Genomic DNA, 20,543 nt, shown 5'->3' on the forward strand with positions numbered 1-20,543 from the left:
GGGGTGGGCTCGTGGAGCCAGCGCCAGGTGGCGGCGGCCGCTGTCAGGCACAGGGCGCCCGGTACGGCGTAGACGGCGCGGAAGCCGTATGCGTGCGCTAGCCACGGCAGCAGCGCCACCCCCACGGCCCCGCCCGCCGGGATGGCCGTCTGGCGGATGCTCATCGCCAGCCCCCGCTCCCCCTCCCCGAACCACGTCATGACCGCCCGCCCCGAGGCCCCGTTGACGCTGCCGCCCAGCGCGCCCACGATCGCCATGCAGGTGGCGAGCAGGGCCACGCCCGCCCCGTCCGCCGGGGTCACGGCGGCGGCCATCACGGCCAGCAGGGCTCCCGTCGAGGTCAGCCCCGTGAGCAGGACGCGCCGGTCACCGAACCGGTCGGTCAGCAGCCCCCACCCGATGTCCGACGCCGCCACCCCGAGCGCCAGGCAGGCCAGCACCAGCCCGAGCGCACCCGTGGACAGGTGATAGTCGGCTCGCATGGTGATGCCGGTGAGCGGGACGCCGGAGAACATCGCCGAGAAGGCGCCCTGCGCTCCGACTCCCACGGCCAGCACGACCCATCGGTGCCTGGCGTCGTACCGGCGCCTGCCCGGCTCCACTGCGGAGGCCAACGTGGTCATGACACAACGAACCCTTCAACAAGTAACCCGATTTAGCGGTTACTCACCCTGGCAGCGGGCGAAGTAACTTGTCAATCCGGTTACGATGGGAGTCATGGACTTCGCCTTCGTCAGCGGGAACCTCGGTCTCGACCTGGCCGGCACCGTCGGCCACCGGCGCGGCGAGCGCATCGACCTGATGGCGACGCCCGCGGACCTGGCCCGCTGGACGGTCGAGGCCGGGCTGCTCGACGTCATGCCCGCCGTGAGTGACGACGAGCTGGCCGAGGCGGTGGCGCTGCGGGAGGCGATCTACCGGCTGGCGACCGCGGCGCGTACGGGCACGGCGTTCGGGACGGCCGATCGCGAGACGCTCAACAGGGCCGCCGGGCGCGCGCCGGCGAGCGTACGGCTCGGTGAGCACGGCCTGGAGCGCGGCGGCGATCTGCGGGCCGCGCTCTCCACCACCGCCCGCGCCGCCGCCGGGCTGCTGGGCGGGCCGCAGGCCGGGCTGATCCGCGAGTGCGAGGCCGACCCCTGCACCCGCCTGTACGTGGACGCCTCGCACCGGCGTACCCGCCGGTGGTGCGACATGCGCGCATGCGGCAACCGCGCCAAGGCGGCGGCCTTCCGCGCCCGCCACCGCTGACCTCGAAGGCGCGCCGCTGCTGTACCCGAACCCGCCGCCGAGCCCTGGAAGCCCTGGCAGTGACGGGTATGCCCGATGATGGAATATCTCGTGGCTCGCTGGTGCTACGGTAGCCGTCAAAGATTCAACAGTCATGGATGGTGACTAAAGTGCAGTTCGGAATCTTCAGCGTGGGCGACGTCACCACCGACCCCACCAACGGCACCACCCCGACCGAGCACGAGCGGATCAAGGCGATGGTGACGATCGCGCTCAAGGCGGAGGAGGTGGGCCTCGACGTGTTCGCGACGGGCGAGCACCACAACCCGCCCTTCGTGCCCTCCTCCCCGACCACGATGCTCGGCTACATCGCGGCCAGGACGCGGCGCCTGCAGTTGTCCACCGCCACCACGCTGATCACCACCAACGACCCGGTGAAGATCGCCGAGGACTTCGCCATGCTGCAGCACCTGGCGGACGGCCGGGTGGACCTCATGCTGGGCCGCGGCAACACCGGCCCGGTCTATCCGTGGTTCGGCCAGGACATCAGGCAGGGCATCCCGCTGGCCATCGAGAACTACGCGCTGCTGCACCGGCTGTGGCGCGAGGACGTCGTCGACTTCGAGGGCAGCTTCCGCACGCCGCTGCAGGGCTTCACCAGCACTCCGCGCCCGCTGGACGGGGTGCCGCCGTTCGTCTGGCACGGCTCGATCCGCAGCCCGGAGATCGCCGAGCAGGCCGCCTACTACGGCGACGGTTTCTTCGCCAACAACATCTTCTGGCCGAAGGAGCACTACATGCGCCTGATCAACCTCTACCGCCAGCGGTACGCGCACTACGGCCACGGCACGCCCGAGCAGGCCGTCGTGGGCCTGGGCGGTCAGGTGTTCATGCGTAAGAACTCCCAGGACGCGGTCCGCGAGTTCCGTCCGTACTTCGACGTCGCCCCCGTGTACGGGCACGGGCCGTCGCTGGAGGAGTTCATGGCCGAGACCCCGCTCACCGTGGGCAGCCCGCAGCAGGTCATCGACCGGACCCTCGAGTTCAGGGAGTTCTTCGGCGACTACCAGCGCCAGCTCTTCCTCATGGACCACGCGGGCCTGCCGCTGAAGACCGTGCTGGAGCAGCTCGACCTGCTCGGCGAGGAGGTCGTGCCGGTGCTGCGCAAGGAGCTCGCCAAGGACCGGCCGGAGCAGGTGCCCGACGCGCCCACGCACGCGTCCCTGCTGGCCGCCAGGAACGCGACCGGCAGCCTGGCGAGCAAGGCGGCCGAGAACGACAGCGCCCCCGTCGGCGCCTGACCTGCGGCCGTCGCACGCCCGGGCTCGCACAGAGCCCGGGCCCGGGCGGAACCCCGACCCGTGCGAACCCGAACCCCGCAAGCCCGGAACGCTGAACCCCGGAAGGAGACCGGCCCCATGAAGCTCGTCGTCGTCACGGCGGGGCTGACCCAGCCCTCGTCCACCCGTCTGCTCGCCGACCGCCTGACCGCAGCGGTGACGCGGCGGCTGGAGGCGGGCGCCCCGGCGGGGGCCCTGGCTGGGCCCCTGGACGGGCCCTCGCCGGAGGTGGACGTGCGCGTGGTCGAGCTGCGCGACCTGGCCGTGGACATCGCCAACGCCTTCGTAACCGGCTTCCCGAACGGCAGGCTGCGCGCGATCGTCGAGGCGGTGACCGAGGCCGACGGGCTCATCGCGGTCACGCCGATCTTCAGCGGCTCCTACAGCGGGCTGTTCAAGTCGTTCTTCGACGTACTCGACAACACCGCGCTGACGGGCAAGCCCGTGCTCATCGCGGCCACCGGGGGCACCGCCCGGCACTCGCTGGCGCTGGAGCACGCGCTGCGCCCGCTGTTCGCGTACCTGAGGGCGGTGGTCGTACCGACCGCCGTTTACGCGGCGTCCGAGGACTGGGGCGGCGGACGGGACGCCTTCACCGACGGGCTCGGCGAGCGGGTGGACCGCGCCGCCGGGGAGCTGGCCGACCTGCTGCGGCACCGCGCGCCCCACCGCGAGGAGCCGGAGGACACGCCGGAGACGGTGGTGCCCTTCGAGCAGCAGCTCGCGGCTCTGCGCCAGGCGCGCCAGTAGGGCCACCCGGGCGGCAGGGGCGGGAGTAGGGTGGCGGCCGTCCCGGGGCGCGCCAGGGCGTCACGGCTTGATCGCGACCACGTTGTAGGTCGTGTCGGGGGTCGGGGTGGTGGTGAAGCGGGCGTTGGGCAGGTAGAGGCGGTGCCCGTAGGCAGCGACCGTCGTGGGGACGTCGAACCCGGGGTCGGTCAGCCGCTCGACGACCTTGCCCGAGGCGGCGTCGCGGGCCAGGTCGATCACGGCCACGGCGTTCAGGCGGTTCTGGACGGCGTACAGGGTGCGGCCGTCCAGCAGCAGGCCGTCGCCGTTGGTGAGCAGCTCGCCGCCCAGGTCCACCTCGGTGGTGACGCCGGAGGACGGGCCCGCCTCGAACAGCTTGCCGGTGTTTGACTGGACGATCAGCAGTGACTTCCTGTCGGGGCTGGGCGCGATGCCGTTGGCGTTGTTGCCGGTCGTGTACTGGATGGCGCCGCTGAGCGGGATCTTGACGGCCTCGTCGGGCAGCGCGCCGCCCCGGCCGAGCTCCAGTTTGTACAGGACGGGGTTGGCGGAGTCGGTGAAGTACGCGGCCCGCCCGATCAGGATGACGTCGTTGACGAACGACGTGCCGGTGGCGAGCTGGTACGACTTGAGCACCTCCCCGGTACGCAGGTCCACCACTCGCGCGTTGCCTGCGTTGCCCCCGGCCACGAACAGCCGCCCGTTCCCGTCGGTCTTGAGCCCGAGCGACTGGGTGCCAGGACCCTTGCTGATCACGGAGCCCTTGCCGGAGCGCAGGTCGGCCCGGTAGATGTCGCCGGTCGCGCGGGAGCCGAAGTAGGCGTACGGCCCCGGCCCGATCGCGATGCCCTCCGGCTGGAACCCGTTCGGCAGCGAGAACGTGTCGGGCCTGGTCGCGGCCTGCGCCGGCAGCGCGCCGAGCAGGACCACCACCAGGGCGCTGAGTGCGGTCTTCAGGATCGCGGATCTCATGCGGCCCACGATGCCCGGGTGGCCGTGCGCGGCAAAGACCCAGGACGCGCTTCACAGCGACTTTTCAGCAACCCTTTTTCCGGCACCCAAGGAAGCGCCCAGGAAGAGCCGCCGGGCAGGGCGCCGGGCGCCGGGCTCGAAGACCACTCCCCGCCGGGCGAGCCAGCTAGTAGGTTGGTACAGAGCCAAACAAACGGGGTTTAGTCATGTCAAACGGTGCCCGTCACGCTCTGGGAGCGGTCGCAGGGCTGCTCCTTCCTCCGCTGCTCGCCGTCGCGCTGTGGTACGGCGTGGGCGAGCTGACCCTCCAGGCCCAGCAGACGTTCCAGATCTCGTGGGTCGCCCTGGGCGTTCTCGCCGCCGCCGGGATCATCCTGGCCTTCCTGGCAGGCTCCCGCCTGTCGCCGGTGGCCTCGCTGCTGGGCGGCCTGGCGTTCACGGGCGTGGGGGTCCTGCCGTTCGTGGAGCTGTCCACCGGGCTGCGGCTCCTGCCCGACGACCTGCTGCCCGCCTTCCTGCGTAACGGCCTGATGACCCTGACGTACTCGGGGCTGCAGCTCATGCTCGGCGTCGCGCTGCTGGTGGTCTCGGCGATCCCGTCGCGCTGGCGCAGCCTGGCCGAGCCCGCCGACTACGACGGATACGACGGGTACGAGACGTCGTGGCAGTCCGCGCCGTCGCCGTACCTGCCGCAGCACGGCGGCCCCGAGGACGCCACGCGGCCGATGTACCGCGAATGACCCGTGCGTTGCCTGGCAGAATGCGGTCATGCGCGACTTGACGATCATCAACTTCCTGACCGAGCTGGCCGGCCGGGTGCCGGCGCCCGGCGGCGGCGCCACGGCGGCCCTGCACGCGGCCCAGTCCGCCGCGCTGCTCGGCATGGTGGCCCGCTACACCACCGGGGAGAAATACGCCGACCAAGCCGAGACGGTGGTCGCCGTGATCGCCGAGACCGACAACCTGCGGGCACGGGCGCTCAAGCTGATCGAGGAGGACGCGACGGCGTTCACCGCGGTCTCCGACGCCTACCGGCTGCCCAAGGGCGAGGAGCGCAGCGCCGCCATCGCCCGCGCCCTGGTGGGCGCGGCGGAGCCGCCCGCCCGGGTGATCGAGGCGGCCGCCCGCCTGGTCGAGCTGTGCGAGCTGCTGCTGCCGATCGGCAACCGCAACGTCGTCACCGACGTCGCCGCGGCGGCCGAGGCCGCCCGCGCCGCCCTCACCACGGCCCGGGTGAACGTGGAGATCAACCTGGGCGGCATCAAGGACGAACGAGTACGCGAGAAGCTGAACACCCGCATCTCCGGCGTGAACGCCGCCGTGGCCAGGGCAGACTGGGTGACCGCCGAGGTACGCGAGGAGATCAAGCCGTGAAGACCCTGACGGGCAAGGCCCTGGCCGCCGCCATCAGAGAGCGCACCCAGGCGGAGGCGGCGTCCGGCCCCCAACCGCGCCTGGCCGTGGTGGTCGCCACGGCCGACGAGGCCAGCCTGTGGTACGTCCGCTCGATCGCCAAGGCCGCGGCCGGTGTCGGCATCGTCTGCGACGTGGTCGACCTGGGCCCCGAGGCGGCCCCCGAGCAGATCACGGCGACGCTGGCCCGGCTCAGCGCCGACGACCACGTGCACGGCGTGCTGCTCCAGACCCCGCTGCCCGCGGGCGCCTCGGCGCAGGAGCTGGCCACGGCCATCGACCCGCGCAAAGACGTCGACGGCGCCAACCCGCTCTCGCTCGGCCGACTGGCCGCCGGGCTGCCCGCGTTCCCGCCCGCCACGGCGGCGGCCGTGATGGCGCTGCTCGACCACTACGAGGTGGCGCTGGAGGGGCGGCGGGCCGTGGTGGTCGGCCGTTCCACGGTGGTGGGCAAGCCGCTGGCGCACCTGCTGCTCGACCGGCACGCCACCGTCACCGTCTGCCACTCGCGCACCCGCGATCTGGCCGCCGTCACCGCCCAGGGCGAGGTGCTGGTCGCCGCGGCGGGCCGGGCGGGGCTGATCGGGGCCGCGCACGTGGCGCCGGGCGCGGTGGTGATCGACGTCGGCACCAACCCGACCGCCGACGGCGGGCTGACCGGCGACGTCGACGCCGAGGCGGTCGCCGAGACGGCCGGGGCGCTCACGCCGGTGCCTGGCGGCGTCGGCCCGGTGACCACCGCCCTGCTGCTGCGCCACACCGCCAGGGCGGCGAACCTGCCGTGACGCGGTGGGCGTGCCCGCAGTGCGACCGCGAGTTCGCACGCACCCGGCAGTCACACGTGTGCGTGCCCGGCTGTACGGTGGAGGAGACGTTCGCACCTTACCCGCCGGTCTACCGGGAGATCTACGATCGCCTGCTCGACGGGCTGGGCCCGGTCCACGAGGACGCGGTGCGGGTCGGGGTTTTCCTGATGAGCGAGCGGCGCTTCGCCGAGATCCGCCCGAAGGCGCGCAGCCTGTCCCTGGCCCTGGTGCTGGCCCGGCGGGTCGCGCACCCGCTGCTCGCCAGGGCTGTGCCTATGACCGGGCCCACGACTGGTGGCCGCGTGGTGCACTACTTCAAACTCACCCGTGTCGAAGACGTGGACGAGCGCGTACTCGAACTCATGGCGGAGGCCTACGATGCCTGACATCCTCGTCGTGCAGAACAGCCGCAGCGGCGGCCCCGGCAGGGTGGGCGACTGGCTGGCGGAGGCCGGGCTGGCGCTCGACGTCGTGCTCGCCCACGAGGGCGCTCCCCTGCCCGCCCGGCTCGGCCACGACGCCATGATCATGCTCGGCGGCGGCTACCTGCCCGGCGACGACGACCGGGCGCCGTGGCTGCGTGACGCCCGGCGGCTGGTGGGGCAGGCGCTGGCGGAGGGGGTGCCGCTGCTCGGCATCTGCCTGGGCGGCCAGATGATCGCCGAGGTGGCCGGGGGCGAGGTGCGGGGCGCGTACGGCGCACCCGAGAACGGCAGCCTGCCCGTCACGATCAGGCCCGAGGCGGCTGCCGATCCGCTCTTCCACGGCCTGCCGCCCGTGGTACCCGCGATCGAGCACCACAAGGACGCCGTCGTCCGACTGCCCGCCGGGGCCGTGCACCTGGCCGAGACCGAGCGCTGCCCGTATCAGGCGTTCCGGGTGGGCGAGCGGGCGTGGGGCGTGCAGTTCCATCCGGAGGTGCTGCCCGCGCGCGTCCGTGAGTGGCGGGCCGAGGGCTTCGACCCCGACGAGGTGTACGCGCGGGCGGTGGCCGACGAGCCGGTGTCCACGCCGGTCTGGCGGCGGGTGACCGGCCGCTTCGCCAGGCTCGTCGTGGAGCGGGCGGCGGCGACGCGTGCCGGGTCTCGCCCCGCGGGCTCACCGGCCGTTCTCGTGCCCCGGCCGTCCTGATCTGCGGCCCCGCCGTCCGTGCCGGGCCGCGAACCCGAGTGCCAGCAGCGCCGCCCCGGCCGCAGCCGCCGCCACAGCCCGCCGTTGCCGCGCGATGCGCCGTTCCGCCTGCGAGTACGGCGTCGTCGAGAATGACACCAGCTCATAACGCGAGACGTAACCCGGCAGCGCCCGCTCCAGCGTGTGCTCCACTCGCTTGCCCGCCAGGAACACCCGGGAGCCGACTCTGTCGCGCATCTCCACGAAGTTGTCCAGGGCCAGCCGGGCGATCACGTCGGTGTCGGCCCTGCGGCGCTCGAACAGCTCCAGCGCCGCCGGGAAGTCGTCGCCGGTCTCGTCCAGGCAGCGGTCCAGCTCGACGCAGTCCTCGAAGCCGCAGTTGGCGCCCTGTCCGTAGAAGGGGACGATGGCGTGCGCGGCGTCGCCCACCAGCCCGACCGTCGCCGCCTCGGTGGTGACGTGCCAGGGCGAGCAGCGCATGGTGACCAGGTGGCCGACGGGGTTGGCGCGGAAGTCCGCCGCCAGGCCGGGCATCAGCTCGACCGCGTCGGAATAGTGCTCGCCGAAGTACGCGCTGATCCGCTGCGGGGTGTCCAGGGCGGCGAGCGTCTCGTGCGGCCAGAACAGCGTGCAGGTGAACGAACGGTCGCGGTTCGGCAGGGCGATCATCATCGAACGGCCGCGCGGCCAGATGTGCAACGCGCCCGGGTCCAGGGCGAACTCGCCGTCCTTGGCCGGGATCGACAGCTCCTTGTAGCCGTAGTCGAGGTAGTCCTGGCTGAAGCTCACCCCGGGGAGCTGCTGCAACCTGGCCCGTACCGCGCTGAACGCCCCGTCGGCGCCGATCACGACCCGCGCCCCGTCCGCCACCTCGCCGTGCTCGAACTCCAGCCTGCCGGTCCGCTCGTCCAGCCCGGTGAGCCGGTGCCCGAAGCGCACCTCCACGCCCGGCAGCGCGCTCGCCACGTCGAGCAGTTCCCGGTTGAGCGCGGCACGGCCGATGGAGTTGATCGCCTGGGTACGGTCGGCGCTGTACGGCTGGAAGGTGAGCGCGCCGTCCTGGGCGTGCATCACCCGGCCGGCCATGGGCAGGGCGGCGTCCAGCACCTTGCCGTCGAGCCCGAGGCGGCGCAGGGCGTCGATGCCGCGTTCGGACATGGCCAGGTTGATCGACCTGCCGCGGTCGGGGCCCTGCTCGCGGGGGTCGGGGCGGCGTTCGTACAGGGTGACGTGGTGGCCGCGGCGGGCCAGGAAGCAGGCGAGCAGGCAGCCGACCAGCCCGGCGCCGACGATCGTGACCTCCATGCTTCCTTCGTACGGCCGAACGCCGCCCATGTCCAGCAGCCCCGCGTTCGGAGGCGGGCAGGTCTAGGACAGCGCCCGCGCGATCGCGTCGGCGGCAGCCCGGCCGATGGGCGTGTCGGGGCTGACCACCGCGAAGTGGTCTCCTGGCAGCTCCATGTACGTCACGTCGTCGCCCGCCTCCATGGCGGCCCGGACGTGGCGGCGGCCGAAGTCGATCAGGTTCGGGTCGTCGTCCGTGCCCTGGACGACGAGCTGGGGGACGCCCAGGGGGACGCGGAGCAGGGGCGAGGAGGCGTGCAGGTCGTCGGCGGCGTCGCCCAGGGCCGCGGCGACCGCGCCGTTGCTGATCCACCGGCGCTCGCACTGGACGAGGTCGAGCACGCCCGCCAGGGAGACGGCCAGGGACACGCGCGCCCCGTCGGCGGCAGCCCGGAGTGCGAGCTGGGCCCCGGCGGAATGCCCGGCGACGGCGACCCTGCTGAGGTCGAGGCCGAGGCCGGAGTCACGGGCCAGACCGGAGTCACGGGCCAGACCGGGGAGCGCGGGCAGGGTATTCAGTGCGGTGGCGATGTCGTGCCTGGTCGCGGCCCAGCCGTGCCGGTCGGGGCGGCGGTATTCGAGGTTCCACACCGCGAGGCCGCGCCGGGTCAGGCCCGCGCAGAGGGCCTCGACGGTGTCGGCGTTCCAGATCGAGCGCCAGTAGCCGCCGTGGATCAGCACCACGACCGGCACGGCGCCCCGGCCCTCGGGGACGTACAGCTCGCCCCACTGCTCCGGCGACGGCCCGTAGGGGATCCGGCGCACGCCGGGGTGGCGGGCTCGGTGCACGGCGTGCCGGATGGCCCAGGACAGCCCCTCGATCCCGCGTCCGTTGAGGTGTGCGGCGCCCTCGACCCGGTCGAGGTCGGCCCACACCACCACCGGCGGGCCGAGCGGCTGCCCGATCAGTTCGCGGGCCTCCTTCTCCGGCCCGGGGAGCACGACGACCGTGCCGTACCGGCCTGCCAGGGAGCGCAGGTGGGCCGGGTCTCGCGCGTGCACGAGCGCCCCCCGCACCCCGAGTCGCCCGAACTCGCGCTCGGCGAGCTGCGCCAGCAGCCCCGCGTCCGCCACCACCCCGGAGCCGACGATCACCAGGACCTCGTCCATACGGCCAGACCTTACCGGCGTCCGCGCGGGAGCGGGAAGGTACGTTGACCGGGTGCAGGTGAACCAGCTCCACCCCTGGCCCGCCACCGTCGCCGAGGCGGAGTCCATCCAGGACCGGCTCCGCGCCCAGGTCGACCTGACCGGCGGGCCGACCGCGTTCGCCCTGGTGGCCGGGCTGGACGTGCACTACCACGGCGACGACGAGCTGACCGCCGCCGTGGTCGTCCTCGACGGCGGCACGCTCGCGCCGGTGGAGCGGGTGGTGGCGCACGGGAGGGCGGCCTTTCCCTACGTGCCGGGCCTGTTCGCCTTCCGCGAGCTGCCCGCCCTCGTGACGGCCCTGGAACGGCTCACGGTGACGCCCGATCTGCTGGTCTGCGACGGGTACGGGCTGGCCCACCCGCGCGGCTTCGGCCTGGCGTGCCATCTGGGCGTACTGACCGGGCTGCCGTCGGTGGGGGTGGGCAAGACGCCGTTCGTGGGCACGCACGAGCCGCCGGGGCAGGAACGCGGGGCGTGGACGCCGATCGTCCACGAGGGTGCCACGGTGGGGCGCGCGCTGCGCACCCAGCGCGGGGTCAAGCCCGTGTACGTCTCGCAGGGCCACCGCATCTCGCTCGACGTCGCCACCGAACAGGTGCTCCGCCTCGCCGCCCGCTACCGCCTGCCCGAACCCATCCGCCACGCCGACCACCTGGCCCGCCACCCCACCTGAGCCGCCGACACACGCCCAGCCACCTGGCCGCGCGGGCTCGGCCTGGCCGGTCGGCTCAGCCTGGCTGGTGGGCTCCTGAGGAGGCCAGGGGTGGCAGGATCGCCTGGGCGTCGGCGCCGCCGAACCACAGCCCGATGACGAAGGCCGCCGTCGCCTCCAGCAGCGTCGCCCGTTCCAGCCCGCCGCCGCTGACCGGGGTGCAGCCCAGGTCGGCGACCAGCGTACGGGCGGCGGCCACGGCCTCCGGGGCGTCACCGCACAGCGGCACGGCAAGGAGCCGTCCGCCGAAGACCGGCGGGGTCATCCGCCACACGTCCACGTGGCACAGGTTGAACGCCTTGACCACATGGCCGCCGGTGACGTCCGCGATCAGCCGGGCGAGCGGGCGGGTGGGATCGTAGGCGTCGGGGCCAGGGGCGTTGGTCACGTCGATGAGCGGCTTGCCGCGCAGGGCGGCGCCGGCGGCCCGGAGCGTGTCGAGCAGCCCCGCCGCCCTGACGGCCACCACCACGACCTCACCGAACCCGGCCGCCTCCGCGAACGTCCCGGCCCGGACCCCGTCCGCCCCAACCCGCACCCTCGCCTGGCCCTGGGCCTGGGCCTGGGCTGTCATGGTGGCCGCTCGTTCCCTGGCCCTGTGCGGGTCTCTTCCGCTGACCATGACCTCGTGTCCCGCCCGTGCCCACTGTGTGCCCAGGGCGTCCGCCATGCCGCCCGCGCCCAGGATGCCGATCCGCATCTCGCGTCCTCCGTCTCATGAAGGTGCCTCTACCTTGTGAGAAGGACTTTAGAAATCCCGTCGCACACCGTTCGGTGCCTAACGGAGGCCCCCTTGTTCCTCGCCGACTGCCAGGCCAGACTCGCCTTCGACCTCCTGGCCAACACCTGGAACGCGGTCGTCGTCTGGTCGTTGCGCCACGGCCCGCGCAGGCCGGGCCGGTTGCGGGAGGAGATCGGCGGCATCAGCACCAAGGTCCTGACCGAGACGCTGCGCCGCCTGGAGTACAACGGCCTGGTGACCCGCCACGCCTATGCCGAGGCGCCGCCCCGGGTCGAGTACGAGCTGACCGCCCTGGGCCGTTCGCTGCTGGGCCCGATCGAGGCGTTCGGGGAGTGGGCGTTCGACCACGCGGACGAGGTGATGGACGCCCAGGACCGCCGGCCCGCGGACCCCACGAGCACCACCCGGCACACCGGTTGAACACTTTACTTAGACGGAGTGTTACCGAAGCACTACTCAGGGTAGCTAGACGGCGGTTGACCATTACCTTTACCCAGGAGGTTCCATGCACTTCACGCCCCGCCGGATCGTCACCGCCGCACTCGTCGCCTGCGGCCTGACCCTGCTCACCGCCCCCGCCGCGCACGCCGTCCTCGACCCCGTGCACACGCTCACCTGCCTGGCCGGCGCCCCCGCCGACGTGACCGCGCTCGTCGACCCGGCCACCCTGCTCGCCGAGCCGACCGCGCTCACCGCGCCCGAGGTTCCGGCCACGCACTGCCTGGCCCCCTGACCCGAACGGACCGCCCTCAGCACGGGACCACCCCTCGACACCCGGTACGGGCGGCGCTCTGGAGCGCCGCCCGGGTCCCAGCCTCCATCGAAGTGCAGCAAGGAGTTCCGTTGAAGGTCCGAGTCCTGACAGCGGTCGCCGCCCTCGCGCTGGCCGCCGGTGCGCCCCCGATCCTCCTCGACGGTCTTGTGGGTGGACCCCCTCTCGTCGATGTCCAGACCTTCGTCCAGCACATCAACGTCCTGACGTCCTAGTGCGACTCGCGCAAGTGCCTGTGGCCGACACGCCGGCCCAGCCACAGACACCGCTGAAGCGCGTCGGCTACTTCATGTTCCTCAGCCGATGGATCCAGGTCCCGCTCTATCTGGGGCTGATCGTCGCGCAGGTCGTGTACGTATGGCGGTTCATGGTCGAGCTGCTGCACCTGGTCCAACTGGGCTTCGGCGGCACCCCGGCCGAGACCACCGTCATGCTGATCGTCCTCGGCCTCGTCGACGTCGTGATGATCTCGAACCTGCTCATCATGGTGATCATCGGCGGCTACGAGACGTTCGTCTCCCGGCTGCGCATCGAGGGACACCCCGACCAGCCCCAGTGGCTGTCACACGTCAACGCAAATGTGCTGAAGGTCAAGCTGGCCATGGCGATCATCGGCATCTCCTCCATCCACCTCCTTCAGATCTTCATCAACGCCGCGAGACCGACCATCACCGACAGGGAGCTGATATGGAAAACCCTGATCCACCTGACCTTCGTCGTCTCGGCGCTGGCGCTCGCCCTGATCGACCGCATCATGGCGGGTGGGCGCCCGCAGCAAGGTGCGGGCAGCACGGAGCGGCCTGCGCAGATGCAGCAGGAGCGGATGGCCGCCTAGGCAGGCGGCGGGAGGCGCGGCGCTGTCGCGGGGGGAGGGGCCGATGGGGCTGAAGGGCGCCGCGGTCGCGGGACTCGGAGCCGTCGTGGTGGGGCTGGCCTGCTGCACCGGCGCGTACGCGGACGACGCCGCCCCCCAGAAGTCCGGCCCGGCCCCCCTGATCGGCAACGTGATCATCTTCAACGACGAGATCGTCGAACCGGTGTCGCTGCCGCTGAGCACGTGCGGAGGGCTGGTGCCGCTGCTCAGCAAGGCACCCGCCACCTGCCAGGGCACCTCGCGGGTGTCGGACGACGACGCGTGAGGCCGTACGTGCCCGCCCGCGGGGGTGGGCGGGCACCAGCGGTCAGGCCGGTCGAGCACCGGTCGTCCCGAGAAGAACGGGGAAAGCCCTCCGGCCGCCCGCCGGCCCGGGGAGAGCCCCAAGGACGCCCGCCAGGCCAGGGAGATCCCCAAGGGCTCCCGTCAGGCTCGGGCGAGCAGGGTCTCCAGCACCACGGCCACCCCGTCCTCGTCGTTGGACAGGGTCCGGTGCCCGGCCGCGGACAGCACCAGGTGGTGGGCGTTGGCCATCGCGTACCCGGCCCCCGCGTACAGGAGCACGGCCAGGTCGTTGGGCATGTCCCCGAACGCCACCACCTCCGCCGGCCCGACGCCCCTGTCCCGGCAGAGCCGGTCGAGCGCGACGGCCTTGGTCGTCCCTGGCGCGCTGATCTCCAGCAGCCCCTCCACCCCCGAGTGCGTGACCTCGGCCAGGTCGCCGATCGCGCCCGACACGACCGCGTACAGCTCGTCCGCCGTGTGCGCCGATGACAGGGCGAGCAGTTTGACGATGGGGTGGTCCTCGTCGAAGATCGAGCCCACCTCGCGGTAGGCCGCCCGGTCGTGATCGACCCGCCTGGTGTAGGCCGCCTCGGTCAGCACGTTCGTGCCGGTCTCGACGGCCAGGCCGACGCCGGGCAGCGCCCGGGAGAGTGAGCCGGCGACCTCGCGGGCCACGTCGGGGGCGAGAGGGCTGGTAACGGTGTACTCGTCGGCGGTCACGTCGTAGACGATGGCGCCGTTGCTGCAGATGGCGGTGCCGGTGACGTCCGCCGGGCGGGCGATGTCCCGGACGGCGCGGGGCGGTCTGGCGGTGACGAAGACGATCTCGGCGCCGGCCGCGCGGGCGGACTGGAGCGCCTTCCTCGTACGCGGGCTGACGCTGCCGGTGGAGGACAGGAGAGTGCCGTCGAGATCGGTGGCCACGATGCGGGGAAAGGTTCCGGTACTCACGGAGTTCACGGAGGCAAGTATCCCGATACGTCGGTTATCCCGTTCGGCCGGTGTCTCATCACACATCAGTCAGAAGCGCATCTCCGACGGGAGCAGTTCGTCGGCGTTCATCAGCTCCACGCCCAGGAGCTGCCCGGAGTCGCCGAAGTCGAGGACGACGCTCCCGGCCGTGACCTGGCGTACGACCTCGCCCGGCGCGATCTCGCGCTTCATCGCGATGTAGGCGAGGTCGGCATCCCGGTCGACGCTCACGTACACGGTCTGCGCCCGCTGCCCGCCCGGCACCTCGTTCCAGGCCAGCAGGCCCTCCTTGGCCTCGTGCGAGCCCGCCAGCGCGGTTCGCACCATGACCGTCGCCAGCTCGATCGCCTCCAGCGGGTCGAACCCCGTGACCTTCCGCTCGTGCTCCCACCCGTCGAGCCCGTCGATCCGGTACGGGCACGACCACTCCCCCGTGGGCTCCTCGTAGGGCCTGCCGAGCGCGACCACGACGTCACGCGGCGGATCGGTACGCAGCGCCAGCACCCGATGGGCGATCTCGTACATGCCTGCTGATCTACCCGCATGGCCGCCCCTGGAAGACTCGGCGCCGCCTCGGCCGGGTAACCGGGCCGCGGGTTCAGCCCGGTGGCGTCTCGGCACCGAATCGCCGCCGGAGTAGCATTCGTACCCACCGGCGGACGGTCGGCCGCGTCGTGCTCGTGAGGGAAGGCCATGATGGACGAGTCGTTCGGGACACGCCTGCGAGCCAGGCTCGACGCGTACGGACCGCTGTGCGTGGGCATCGACCCGAGCCCGGCCCTGCTCGAAGCGTGGGGCCTCGACGACTCCCCCACGGCGCTCGAACGGTTCAGCCGCACGGTCGTCGAGGCCGTGGCCGACGTGGCGGCCGTGGTCAAGCCCCAGTCGGCCTTCTTCGAGCGCTGGGGCAGCCGCGGCGTCGCCGTCCTGGAACGCACCATCGCCGACCTGCGCGAGGCGGGCACGCTGGTGCTGCTCGACGTCAAGCGGGGCGACATCGACAGCACGATGGCCGCCTACGCCGAGGCGTACCTCGACCGGGGCAGCCCGCTGGCCGCCGACGCGGTGACGCTGAGCCCCTACCTGGGGTTCGGGTCGCTGGAGGCCGCGATCACCTCGGCGATGGCCAACGACGCGGGGGTGTTCGTGCTGGCCCGCACGTCCAACCCCGAGGCGGCCGGGCTGCAGCGGCACGTGGCCGGGCAGATCCTCGCCGAAGCGGCCGCGGTGAACGCGGGCCACTCCCCGTTCGGGCCGGTCGGGGTGGTCATGGGGGCCACGCTGCCGGAGCTGGAGCACTCGCTGGACGACCTCAACGGGCCGATCCTGGCGCCCGGTCTGGGGGCCCAGGGCGCCACGGCGGCCGACGTGGCCAGGCTGTTCGGGCCCGTGCGCCACGCGGTGGTGCCGTCGGTGTCCAGGGCCGTGCTGGCCGACCCCGAGCGGGTGCGCACGCGTACGCTCGCCTTCCGCGACGCGTGCGCCGAGCACCTGTCGGCCGCGACCGCCGCTCAGAAGTGAGTCGGGATCCCGAGCGTCTCGCGCAGCCGGGCCATGTCGTGCAGGTCGCGCTCGCGCGGTTGGTAGCCCCGGTGGAACTCCACCTGCTGGGCCGCTGACAGGCACGGCACGGTGACGCCCTCGATCACGCCGGTGACGAAGACGTCCGCCGGGTAGTCGTAGGCGCCGCCCTGGTCGTCGATGTGCTGGACGGCGGAGCCGTCGGGGCGGAAGTGCAGCGGGTGCAGGTCGAGCTCGCGCCCGCCGGGGCCCGCCATGACGAACCTGGCCGGTCGCCCGGGAACGACGCCCTCGTGCCGCTCCGCGTAGCCCAGGCCCTCCAGCGCGTCGATCACGGCGGGCTCCTGCTCGACCCGGTGCAGCAGGTCGAGGTCGTTGTGCTGCCGGGTGACGCGCCCGACGAGCGCGTCGATGCCCCAGCCGCCCGCGATCCAGACCTCGCAGTCGGCCTTCCGCAACGTCTCCAGCACGTCCAGGACCTGGCCGGCCTCGAACATCCGTGTTCCTCCCTCGTGGCCTCCGCGCATACGATCTGATGATCGTAGCCGGGGCGCGGCCCGGGGCAGGACCGCGGTCGGCACGGGTCAGCCGGTCGGGCCCGCGTCCGTGCGGATGACGTCCTCCTCGTCCTCCTCGTCGAACAGGTCGGGCTCCGGCTCGTCCTGCTGGTCCGGCGGGTCGGCGGACACCGGACGGCGCGTCCTGGGAGTGCTGGCGCCCGAGCGTTCCGCCACCACGTCGCTCTCCCCGTCCACGCCACCGATCGCTTCCGGCAGCTCATCGGATGTCTTGCTCATGACCACCACCTGCCCGGGCGGGGCCGCTTGTCACGGTCCGGCCGTCACGGTCTGAGCACTGCTCCAGCCGCCGGAGGACCTCAGGTCAGCGCGGCCTCGATCTCCCACCGCTTCGGCATCGAGGTGCTCGCGCCCTCCCGCTGCACGGCCAGCGAGGCCGCCGCGGAGGCGAACTCCAGCGCCCGCTCCACCGGCCTCCCCTCGGTACGCGCGACGGCCAGCGCCCCCACGAACGTGTCGCCCGCCGCCGTCGTGTCCACCGCGCTCACCTTCCTGGCCGGCACCCGCAGCCGCTCCCCCGACCGCGACCCGTACAGCGCGCCCTCGGAGCCCAGCGTGATCACGACCTCGCCGACCAGCTCCAGCAGCGCGTCGAGGGCGTCGTCCGGGCGCGACAGGCCGGTGATGGCGGCGGCCTCGTGCTCGTTGGGGACAATGATCGTGACCGCCTCCAGCAGCTCGGCGGGCAGCGGCTGGGCGGGGGCGGGCGTGAGGAACACCCGCACCCCCGACACCCGGGCCGCCTGAGCCGCCCGCACGACCGCCTCCATCGGCAGCTCCAGTTGGAGCAGCAGCGCCTGGGAGCCGGCGATCGCGGCCAGGTCTTCCCCGGAGGGGCCGGACATGGTGGCGTTGGCACCGGGGACGACGATGATCGCGTTGCCGCCGTCGTCGTCCACGACGATGTGCGCGACGCCGCTGGGGCCGGGCACCTGGCGCAGGCCGCGTACGTCGACCCCGGCCTCCGCCAGCGTGGCCCGCATCTCCGCGCCGAACCCGTCGTCGCCCACCGCCCCGAGGAACGCCACCTCACCGCCCGCGCGGGCGGCGGCGATCGCCTGGTTGGCGCCCTTACCGCCGGGCACCGTGCGGAACCGGTGCCCGGTGACGGTCTCCCCACGCCTGGGCGCTTGGGAGACGTACGCGACCAGGTCCATGTTTGCGCTGCCGAAAACCGAGATCATGCCCTCATCATCTCCTGTGTACGACCCGCCAGCTCCGCAAGACCCACCCCGTCGAACCCGGTCAGGCTGCTGGCCAGCCGATCGCGCAGGCGCCACCGCTCCGGCACGCCGCCGTTCAGCGCGCCCGCGACGGACCCGGCCGTGGCGCCGGCCGAGTCGGTGTCCCAGCCTCCGGCGACCGCTCCGGCGATCGTGGCCGTGAAGTCGCCCCGCCCGTGGATCAGCGTGGCGGCGACCAGCGCGGCGTTGTTGATCGTGTGCACCCAGTGGAGTGCGCCGTGGCGTTCGTGCAGCAGGTCGACGACGCGCTCGAAGTCGGTTTCGCGGGCGGCGTCGGCGGCGGCCAGGCGGACGGCCTCGTGCAGCCGCGAGCCCTCCGGCACCACCGACAGCCCCGCCCGCACGACCTCCTCCGCCGACGTGGCGACCAGCGCCGCGGCGCACATCGCGGCGGCGAACATGGCCCCGTAGATCCCGTTGGCGGTGTGGGTGAGCCGGGCGTCGCGCCAGGCGTACTCGGCCGCCGTGGCCGGGTCGCCCGGGTTGACCCAGCCGTAGACGTCGGTCCTGATCAGCGCGCCGATCCACTCCCTGAACGGGTTGCGGTAGGTGGCCGTGGCCGGGGGCTCGACGCCGTCCAGCAGGTTGCGGTACGCCACGCGCTCGGCGGTGAACGTGCGCCCGGCGGGCAGCTCGTCCAGCCACAGCTTGGCGACGTCCTCGGTGGTGAAGGAGCGGCCGTGGCGCTCCAGGACCGTCAGGGCCAGCAGCGGGTAGTTGAGGTCGTCGTCCTCCGGGATGCCGTCGATGTTCTCGGCGAGGGAGTTGACGGCGCTGCGGCGGTTCCACGGCCAGCGGCGGGCGACGTCGTCCGGCAGGCCCTTCGCGGTGAACCAGCCCCGGATGGGCCAGTTGCCGGTGGCCTCGGCGATCTGCCTGATGCCCTCTCGGGGGAGCTTCTCGACGGGCTTGCCGAGCACGCATCCGGCCGCCCGCCCCTGCCACGCGCCCAGCACGCGAGCGGGGTCCACGGCGGGGCCCCGCCGTGGCTCGGGCCAGCCGGGGCAGGCGGCGACGATGCCCGCCAGGTCGGACGGCTCGGCCGGCGGGGACGGCAGGGCCGCCAACTCGTCCAGCAGCTCCTCCGCCAGCCCGCGCAACCGTGCGGCCCCTGACTCCGAGGCCCCGGCGCGCGGCGGCGCGTCGTGACCGCCCGCGGCGTGCCAGCGGTCGGCGATCTCCCGTACGTCGCGGCCGTCCTCGGCGGCCTGGCGCAGCTCGTGCCCGATGAGGTCCTCGGGCTGGACCCAGGTGAGCCGGATCATGCGCGGTCCAGCTCGGCGAAGGCCGACTCGTGGCCGCGGCGCCGGGCCACGTCGTCGGCGTGCACGCGGCGGCCCACCCCGGCGGCGGCGAGCCCGGGGCCCACCAGGTCCGTCCGGCTCGCCTGCCCCACCTGCGCCACCCACTCCTGCGGCACGGACGCCAGCCCGCCCAGCGCGCCCGCGATGGCCCCGCCCATGGAGGCGATCGAGTCGGCGTCGCGCCCGTAGTTGACGCCGCCCAGCACGGTCTCCCGGTAGTCGCCCTTGGCGATCATCAGGAACCCGAGCGCCAGCGGCAGCTCCTCGATGCTGTGCACCCGGCTCGGCCGCCGCGCCCCGAGGCCCTGGTCGCGGTAGGTGTCGGCGACCGTGTCGTACGGCCGGACGGCCGCCCGCAGCGCCTCGAACGAGCCGTCCCAGTGGCCGAGCCCGGCGGCGGTCTCGCAGACGGCCTCGATGGCGGCCCTGGTGCCGTCCTTGGCCAGGCGCAGGCAGGTGGCCACCACGGAGTCGGCGGTGGCGCCCGGCCGCATGGCCTCGGCCACGGCGGCGGCCATCACGCCCGCCGCCTCCCGGCCGTAGCTGGACTGGTGCGCGCCGGTCAGGTCGACGGCCTCGGCGTAGGCGGCGTCGGGGTCGGCGGCGTTGACGATGCCGACGGGGGCGACGTACATGGCGGCGCCGCAGTTCACGATGTTGCCGACGCCGGCCTCGCGCGGGTCGGCGTGCCCGTAGTGCAGGCGGGCCACGATCCACTTCTCGGCCAGGAAGATCCGTTGCAGCGGCAGCGCCTCGGCCTCCAGTTCGGGGATCCAGCGCCGCTCGCCCATCAGCTCGGGCACCAGGTGCTCGGCCATCGCGTACGCGTCCAGGTGGCCGCCGGCCTTCTCGTACACGCGGATCAGGGCGTGGGTCATCAAGGTGTCGTCGGTGATGTGGCCGTCGCCCTTGTGGTAGGGGGCGATGGGGCGGGCGTTGCGCCAGTCGTCGTTGAAGGGCGGCACGATGCCCTCGACGCGGCCGCCGTACCGCTGCACGATCTGCTCGGGGGTCCAGCCCTCGGTGGCGCCGCCCAGCGCGTCACCGACCGCAGCCCCCGCCACGCAGCCAGTGGCCCTGTCCTCAAGCGGCGTCATGCGATTTCCTCCGAAAGTTGGTCGGCTACTTCGATCAGATCACGGCCCGCCAGTTCAGGCAGGCAACAGCCGGCGAGCGTACGGGCCGAGGCGATCCACCCCTGCGGGATCGCCTCGTACCCGCCGCAGGCCCCCGCCAGCGCTCCGGCGAGCGCGGGCGCGGAGTCGGCCAGCGGTGACAGGCACGCCGCCGCGGGCACGGCCCGGCACAGCTCTCCGCCCGCCGCCTCGGCCAGCGCCAGGGCGGCGGGGACGGTCTGCGCCGCGCCCACGCCGTAGCTGTAGACGTGGTCGAGCAGCGCGG

At 73.1% G+C, this 20,543-nt stretch carries 28 protein-coding genes; 15 read left to right on the forward strand and 13 right to left on the reverse strand.

Going from position 1 to position 20,543, the window contains the following annotated elements:
• Positions 1 to 623 (reverse strand): MFS transporter (locus ABD844_RS38450; protein ID WP_344889502.1); only part of this gene is annotated, 623 nt, incomplete at its 3' end.
• Between the two features lie 94 nt (positions 624 to 717).
• Between ABD844_RS38450 and ABD844_RS38455 the strand changes: the two genes are divergently transcribed.
• The 3 genes from ABD844_RS38455 to ABD844_RS38465 all read left to right on the forward strand — a co-directional run bounded on the left by ABD844_RS38455 (position 718) and on the right by ABD844_RS38465 (position 3,320).
• Positions 718 to 1,251, forward strand: coding sequence for a CGNR zinc finger domain-containing protein (locus ABD844_RS38455; protein ID WP_344889505.1), 534 nt, complete (start codon positions 718 to 720; stop codon positions 1,249 to 1,251).
• Between the two features lie 149 nt (positions 1,252 to 1,400).
• Entirely contained in the window at positions 1,401 to 2,531 is a 1,131-nt protein-coding gene (locus ABD844_RS38460) for an LLM class flavin-dependent oxidoreductase (protein ID WP_344889508.1), read from the forward strand.
• Between the two features lie 117 nt (positions 2,532 to 2,648).
• A complete protein-coding gene (locus ABD844_RS38465) occupies positions 2,649 to 3,320 on the forward strand; it encodes an FMN reductase (RefSeq protein ID WP_344889513.1) in 672 nt (223 codons plus the stop codon).
• Between the two features lie 60 nt (positions 3,321 to 3,380).
• On the opposite strand, the gene ABD844_RS38470 is transcribed toward ABD844_RS38465, so the two are convergent.
• Entirely contained in the window at positions 3,381 to 4,292 is a 912-nt protein-coding gene (locus tag ABD844_RS38470) for an SMP-30/gluconolactonase/LRE family protein (RefSeq protein ID WP_344889516.1), read from the reverse strand.
• A 206-nt stretch (positions 4,293 to 4,498) separates the two neighbouring features.
• Between ABD844_RS38470 and ABD844_RS38475 the strand changes: the two genes are divergently transcribed.
• Genes ABD844_RS38475 through ABD844_RS38495 form a run of 5 tightly spaced genes read left to right on the forward strand, consistent with a single transcriptional unit; the run spans position 4,499 to position 7,642 of the window.
• Positions 4,499 to 5,032: a hypothetical protein gene (locus tag ABD844_RS38475; RefSeq protein WP_344889519.1), complete on the forward strand. Its 534-nt coding sequence runs from the start codon at positions 4,499 to 4,501 to the stop codon at positions 5,030 to 5,032.
• A 28-nt stretch (positions 5,033 to 5,060) separates the two neighbouring features.
• Entirely contained in the window at positions 5,061 to 5,666 is a 606-nt protein-coding gene (locus ABD844_RS38480) for a cyclodeaminase/cyclohydrolase family protein (RefSeq protein ID WP_344889522.1), read from the forward strand.
• Positions 5,663 to 6,490 (forward strand): bifunctional 5,10-methylenetetrahydrofolate dehydrogenase/5,10-methenyltetrahydrofolate cyclohydrolase, encoded by an 828-nt coding sequence (locus ABD844_RS38485; RefSeq protein ID WP_344889526.1) that lies wholly within the window; start codon positions 5,663 to 5,665, stop codon positions 6,488 to 6,490. The genes ABD844_RS38480 and ABD844_RS38485 overlap by 4 nt, the downstream gene beginning before the upstream one ends.
• Complete coding sequence (locus tag ABD844_RS38490) at positions 6,487 to 6,897, forward strand: DUF5655 domain-containing protein (protein WP_344889529.1); 411 nt, start codon at positions 6,487 to 6,489, stop codon at positions 6,895 to 6,897. Before ABD844_RS38485 ends, ABD844_RS38490 begins: the two co-directional genes overlap by 4 nt.
• A complete protein-coding gene (locus tag ABD844_RS38495; protein ID WP_344889532.1) occupies positions 6,890 to 7,642 on the forward strand; it encodes a type 1 glutamine amidotransferase in 753 nt (250 codons plus the stop codon). The genes ABD844_RS38490 and ABD844_RS38495 overlap by 8 nt, the downstream gene beginning before the upstream one ends.
• Here the strand turns inward: ABD844_RS38495 and ABD844_RS38500 are convergent.
• On the reverse strand, positions 7,610 to 8,947 hold the full coding sequence (locus tag ABD844_RS38500) for an FAD-dependent oxidoreductase (protein WP_344889535.1): 1,338 nt from the start codon (positions 8,945 to 8,947) through the stop codon (positions 7,610 to 7,612). The genes ABD844_RS38495 and ABD844_RS38500 overlap by 33 nt on opposite strands.
• Before the next feature lie 63 nt (positions 8,948 to 9,010).
• Positions 9,011 to 10,096 (reverse strand): alpha/beta hydrolase, encoded by a 1,086-nt coding sequence (locus tag ABD844_RS38505; RefSeq protein ID WP_344889538.1) that lies wholly within the window; start codon positions 10,094 to 10,096, stop codon positions 9,011 to 9,013.
• A gap of 52 nt (positions 10,097 to 10,148) precedes the next feature.
• Here ABD844_RS38505 and ABD844_RS38510 point away from each other — a divergent pair, with 52 nt between their 5' ends.
• Positions 10,149 to 10,811 carry an endonuclease V gene (locus tag ABD844_RS38510; protein WP_344889542.1) on the forward strand — a complete coding sequence of 221 codons (663 nt, stop codon included), beginning with the start codon at positions 10,149 to 10,151 and terminating at the stop codon, positions 10,809 to 10,811.
• Positions 10,812 to 10,866: 55 nt separating this feature from the next.
• Here the strand turns inward: ABD844_RS38510 and ABD844_RS38515 are convergent, their stop codons facing one another.
• Complete coding sequence (locus ABD844_RS38515; protein WP_344889545.1) at positions 10,867 to 11,550, reverse strand: NADPH-dependent F420 reductase; 684 nt, start codon at positions 11,548 to 11,550, stop codon at positions 10,867 to 10,869.
• Between the two features lie 93 nt (positions 11,551 to 11,643).
• Between ABD844_RS38515 and ABD844_RS38520 the strand changes: the two genes are divergently transcribed.
• The 5 genes from ABD844_RS38520 (at position 11,644) to ABD844_RS38540 (ending at position 13,503) form a co-directional block, all read left to right on the forward strand.
• Entirely contained in the window at positions 11,644 to 12,012 is a 369-nt protein-coding gene (locus tag ABD844_RS38520) for a winged helix-turn-helix transcriptional regulator (protein ID WP_344889548.1), read from the forward strand.
• Positions 12,013 to 12,097: 85 nt separating this feature from the next.
• Entirely contained in the window at positions 12,098 to 12,325 is a 228-nt protein-coding gene (locus ABD844_RS38525; RefSeq protein ID WP_344889551.1) for a hypothetical protein, read from the forward strand.
• Between the two features lie 110 nt (positions 12,326 to 12,435).
• Positions 12,436 to 12,579 carry a hypothetical protein gene (locus tag ABD844_RS38530; protein WP_344889555.1) on the forward strand — a complete coding sequence of 48 codons (144 nt, stop codon included), beginning with the start codon at positions 12,436 to 12,438 and terminating at the stop codon, positions 12,577 to 12,579.
• Positions 12,580 to 12,593: 14 nt separating this feature from the next.
• A complete protein-coding gene (locus ABD844_RS38535; RefSeq protein WP_344889558.1) occupies positions 12,594 to 13,199 on the forward strand; it encodes a TIGR00645 family protein in 606 nt (201 codons plus the stop codon).
• Positions 13,200 to 13,242: 43 nt separating this feature from the next.
• On the forward strand, positions 13,243 to 13,503 hold the full coding sequence (locus ABD844_RS38540; protein ID WP_344889561.1) for a hypothetical protein: 261 nt from the start codon (positions 13,243 to 13,245) through the stop codon (positions 13,501 to 13,503).
• Positions 13,504 to 13,664: 161 nt separating this feature from the next.
• Here the strand turns inward: ABD844_RS38540 and ABD844_RS38545 are convergent, their stop codons facing one another.
• Entirely contained in the window at positions 13,665 to 14,483 is an 819-nt protein-coding gene (locus tag ABD844_RS38545; RefSeq protein ID WP_344889564.1) for a Cof-type HAD-IIB family hydrolase, read from the reverse strand.
• Between the two features lie 60 nt (positions 14,484 to 14,543).
• Positions 14,544 to 15,020 (reverse strand): DUF6968 family protein, encoded by a 477-nt coding sequence (locus ABD844_RS38550; RefSeq protein WP_344889567.1) that lies wholly within the window; start codon positions 15,018 to 15,020, stop codon positions 14,544 to 14,546.
• Positions 15,021 to 15,188: 168 nt separating this feature from the next.
• Between ABD844_RS38550 and pyrF the strand changes: the two genes are divergently transcribed.
• Entirely contained in the window at positions 15,189 to 16,016 is an 828-nt protein-coding gene (gene pyrF / locus ABD844_RS38555) for an orotidine-5'-phosphate decarboxylase (protein ID WP_344889570.1), read from the forward strand.
• Here pyrF and ABD844_RS38560 read toward each other — a convergent pair.
• From ABD844_RS38560 to ABD844_RS38585, 6 genes are all read right to left on the reverse strand, one after another.
• Positions 16,007 to 16,513 (reverse strand): nucleotidyltransferase domain-containing protein, encoded by a 507-nt coding sequence (locus ABD844_RS38560; RefSeq protein ID WP_344889573.1) that lies wholly within the window; start codon positions 16,511 to 16,513, stop codon positions 16,007 to 16,009. The genes pyrF and ABD844_RS38560 overlap by 10 nt on opposite strands.
• 87 nt (positions 16,514 to 16,600) lie before the next feature.
• A complete protein-coding gene (locus ABD844_RS38565) occupies positions 16,601 to 16,813 on the reverse strand; it encodes a hypothetical protein (protein WP_344889576.1) in 213 nt (70 codons plus the stop codon).
• An 80-nt stretch (positions 16,814 to 16,893) separates the two neighbouring features.
• A complete protein-coding gene (gene rbsK / locus ABD844_RS38570; protein WP_344889578.1) occupies positions 16,894 to 17,778 on the reverse strand; it encodes a ribokinase in 885 nt (294 codons plus the stop codon).
• Positions 17,775 to 19,103: an ADP-ribosylglycohydrolase family protein gene (locus ABD844_RS38575; RefSeq protein ID WP_344889580.1), complete on the reverse strand. Its 1,329-nt coding sequence runs from the start codon at positions 19,101 to 19,103 to the stop codon at positions 17,775 to 17,777. Before ABD844_RS38575 ends, rbsK begins: the two co-directional genes overlap by 4 nt.
• Positions 19,100 to 20,239, reverse strand: a complete 1,140-nt coding sequence (locus ABD844_RS38580) for an ADP-ribosylglycohydrolase family protein (protein WP_344889582.1) — start codon at positions 20,237 to 20,239, stop codon at positions 19,100 to 19,102. Before ABD844_RS38580 ends, ABD844_RS38575 begins: the two co-directional genes overlap by 4 nt.
• Positions 20,236 to 20,543: ADP-ribosylglycohydrolase family protein (locus ABD844_RS38585; RefSeq protein WP_344889584.1), on the reverse strand; the 308-nt coding region annotated here is incomplete at its 5' end. The genes ABD844_RS38585 and ABD844_RS38580, both read right to left, overlap by 4 nt.

The organism is Nonomuraea antimicrobica (assembly GCF_039536965.1).
Lineage (GTDB): Bacteria > Actinomycetota > Actinomycetes > Streptosporangiales > Streptosporangiaceae > Nonomuraea > Nonomuraea antimicrobica.

Excerpts from the sequence above, each read along its gene's own strand:
- ABD844_RS38455 (WP_344889505.1), top strand. The coding sequence starts at position 718 with ATGGACTTCGCCTTCGTCAGCGGGAACCTCGGTCTCGACCTGGCCGGC.
- ABD844_RS38465 (WP_344889513.1), top strand. The coding sequence starts at position 2,649 with ATGAAGCTCGTCGTCGTCACGGCGGGGCTGACCCAGCCCTCGTCCACC.
- ABD844_RS38470 (WP_344889516.1), bottom strand. The coding sequence starts at position 4,292 with ATGAGATCCGCGATCCTGAAGACCGCACTCAGCGCCCTGGTGGTGGTC.
- ABD844_RS38475 (WP_344889519.1), top strand. The coding sequence starts at position 4,499 with ATGTCAAACGGTGCCCGTCACGCTCTGGGAGCGGTCGCAGGGCTGCTC.
- ABD844_RS38480 (WP_344889522.1), top strand. The coding sequence starts at position 5,061 with ATGCGCGACTTGACGATCATCAACTTCCTGACCGAGCTGGCCGGCCGG.
- ABD844_RS38495 (WP_344889532.1), top strand. The coding sequence starts at position 6,890 with ATGCCTGACATCCTCGTCGTGCAGAACAGCCGCAGCGGCGGCCCCGGC.
- ABD844_RS38500 (WP_344889535.1), bottom strand. The coding sequence starts at position 8,947 with ATGGAGGTCACGATCGTCGGCGCCGGGCTGGTCGGCTGCCTGCTCGCC.
- ABD844_RS38505 (WP_344889538.1), bottom strand. The coding sequence starts at position 10,096 with ATGGACGAGGTCCTGGTGATCGTCGGCTCCGGGGTGGTGGCGGACGCG.
- ABD844_RS38515 (WP_344889545.1), bottom strand. The coding sequence starts at position 11,550 with ATGCGGATCGGCATCCTGGGCGCGGGCGGCATGGCGGACGCCCTGGGC.
- ABD844_RS38525 (WP_344889551.1), top strand. The coding sequence starts at position 12,098 with ATGCACTTCACGCCCCGCCGGATCGTCACCGCCGCACTCGTCGCCTGC.
- ABD844_RS38540 (WP_344889561.1), top strand. The coding sequence starts at position 13,243 with ATGGGGCTGAAGGGCGCCGCGGTCGCGGGACTCGGAGCCGTCGTGGTG.
- ABD844_RS38550 (WP_344889567.1), bottom strand. The coding sequence starts at position 15,020 with ATGTACGAGATCGCCCATCGGGTGCTGGCGCTGCGTACCGATCCGCCG.
- pyrF (WP_344889570.1), top strand. The coding sequence starts at position 15,189 with ATGATGGACGAGTCGTTCGGGACACGCCTGCGAGCCAGGCTCGACGCG.
- ABD844_RS38560 (WP_344889573.1), bottom strand. The coding sequence starts at position 16,513 with ATGTTCGAGGCCGGCCAGGTCCTGGACGTGCTGGAGACGTTGCGGAAG.
- ABD844_RS38565 (WP_344889576.1), bottom strand. The coding sequence starts at position 16,813 with ATGAGCAAGACATCCGATGAGCTGCCGGAAGCGATCGGTGGCGTGGAC.
- rbsK (WP_344889578.1), bottom strand. The coding sequence starts at position 17,778 with ATGATCTCGGTTTTCGGCAGCGCAAACATGGACCTGGTCGCGTACGTC.
- ABD844_RS38575 (WP_344889580.1), bottom strand. The coding sequence starts at position 19,103 with ATGATCCGGCTCACCTGGGTCCAGCCCGAGGACCTCATCGGGCACGAG.
- ABD844_RS38580 (WP_344889582.1), bottom strand. The coding sequence starts at position 20,239 with ATGACGCCGCTTGAGGACAGGGCCACTGGCTGCGTGGCGGGGGCTGCG.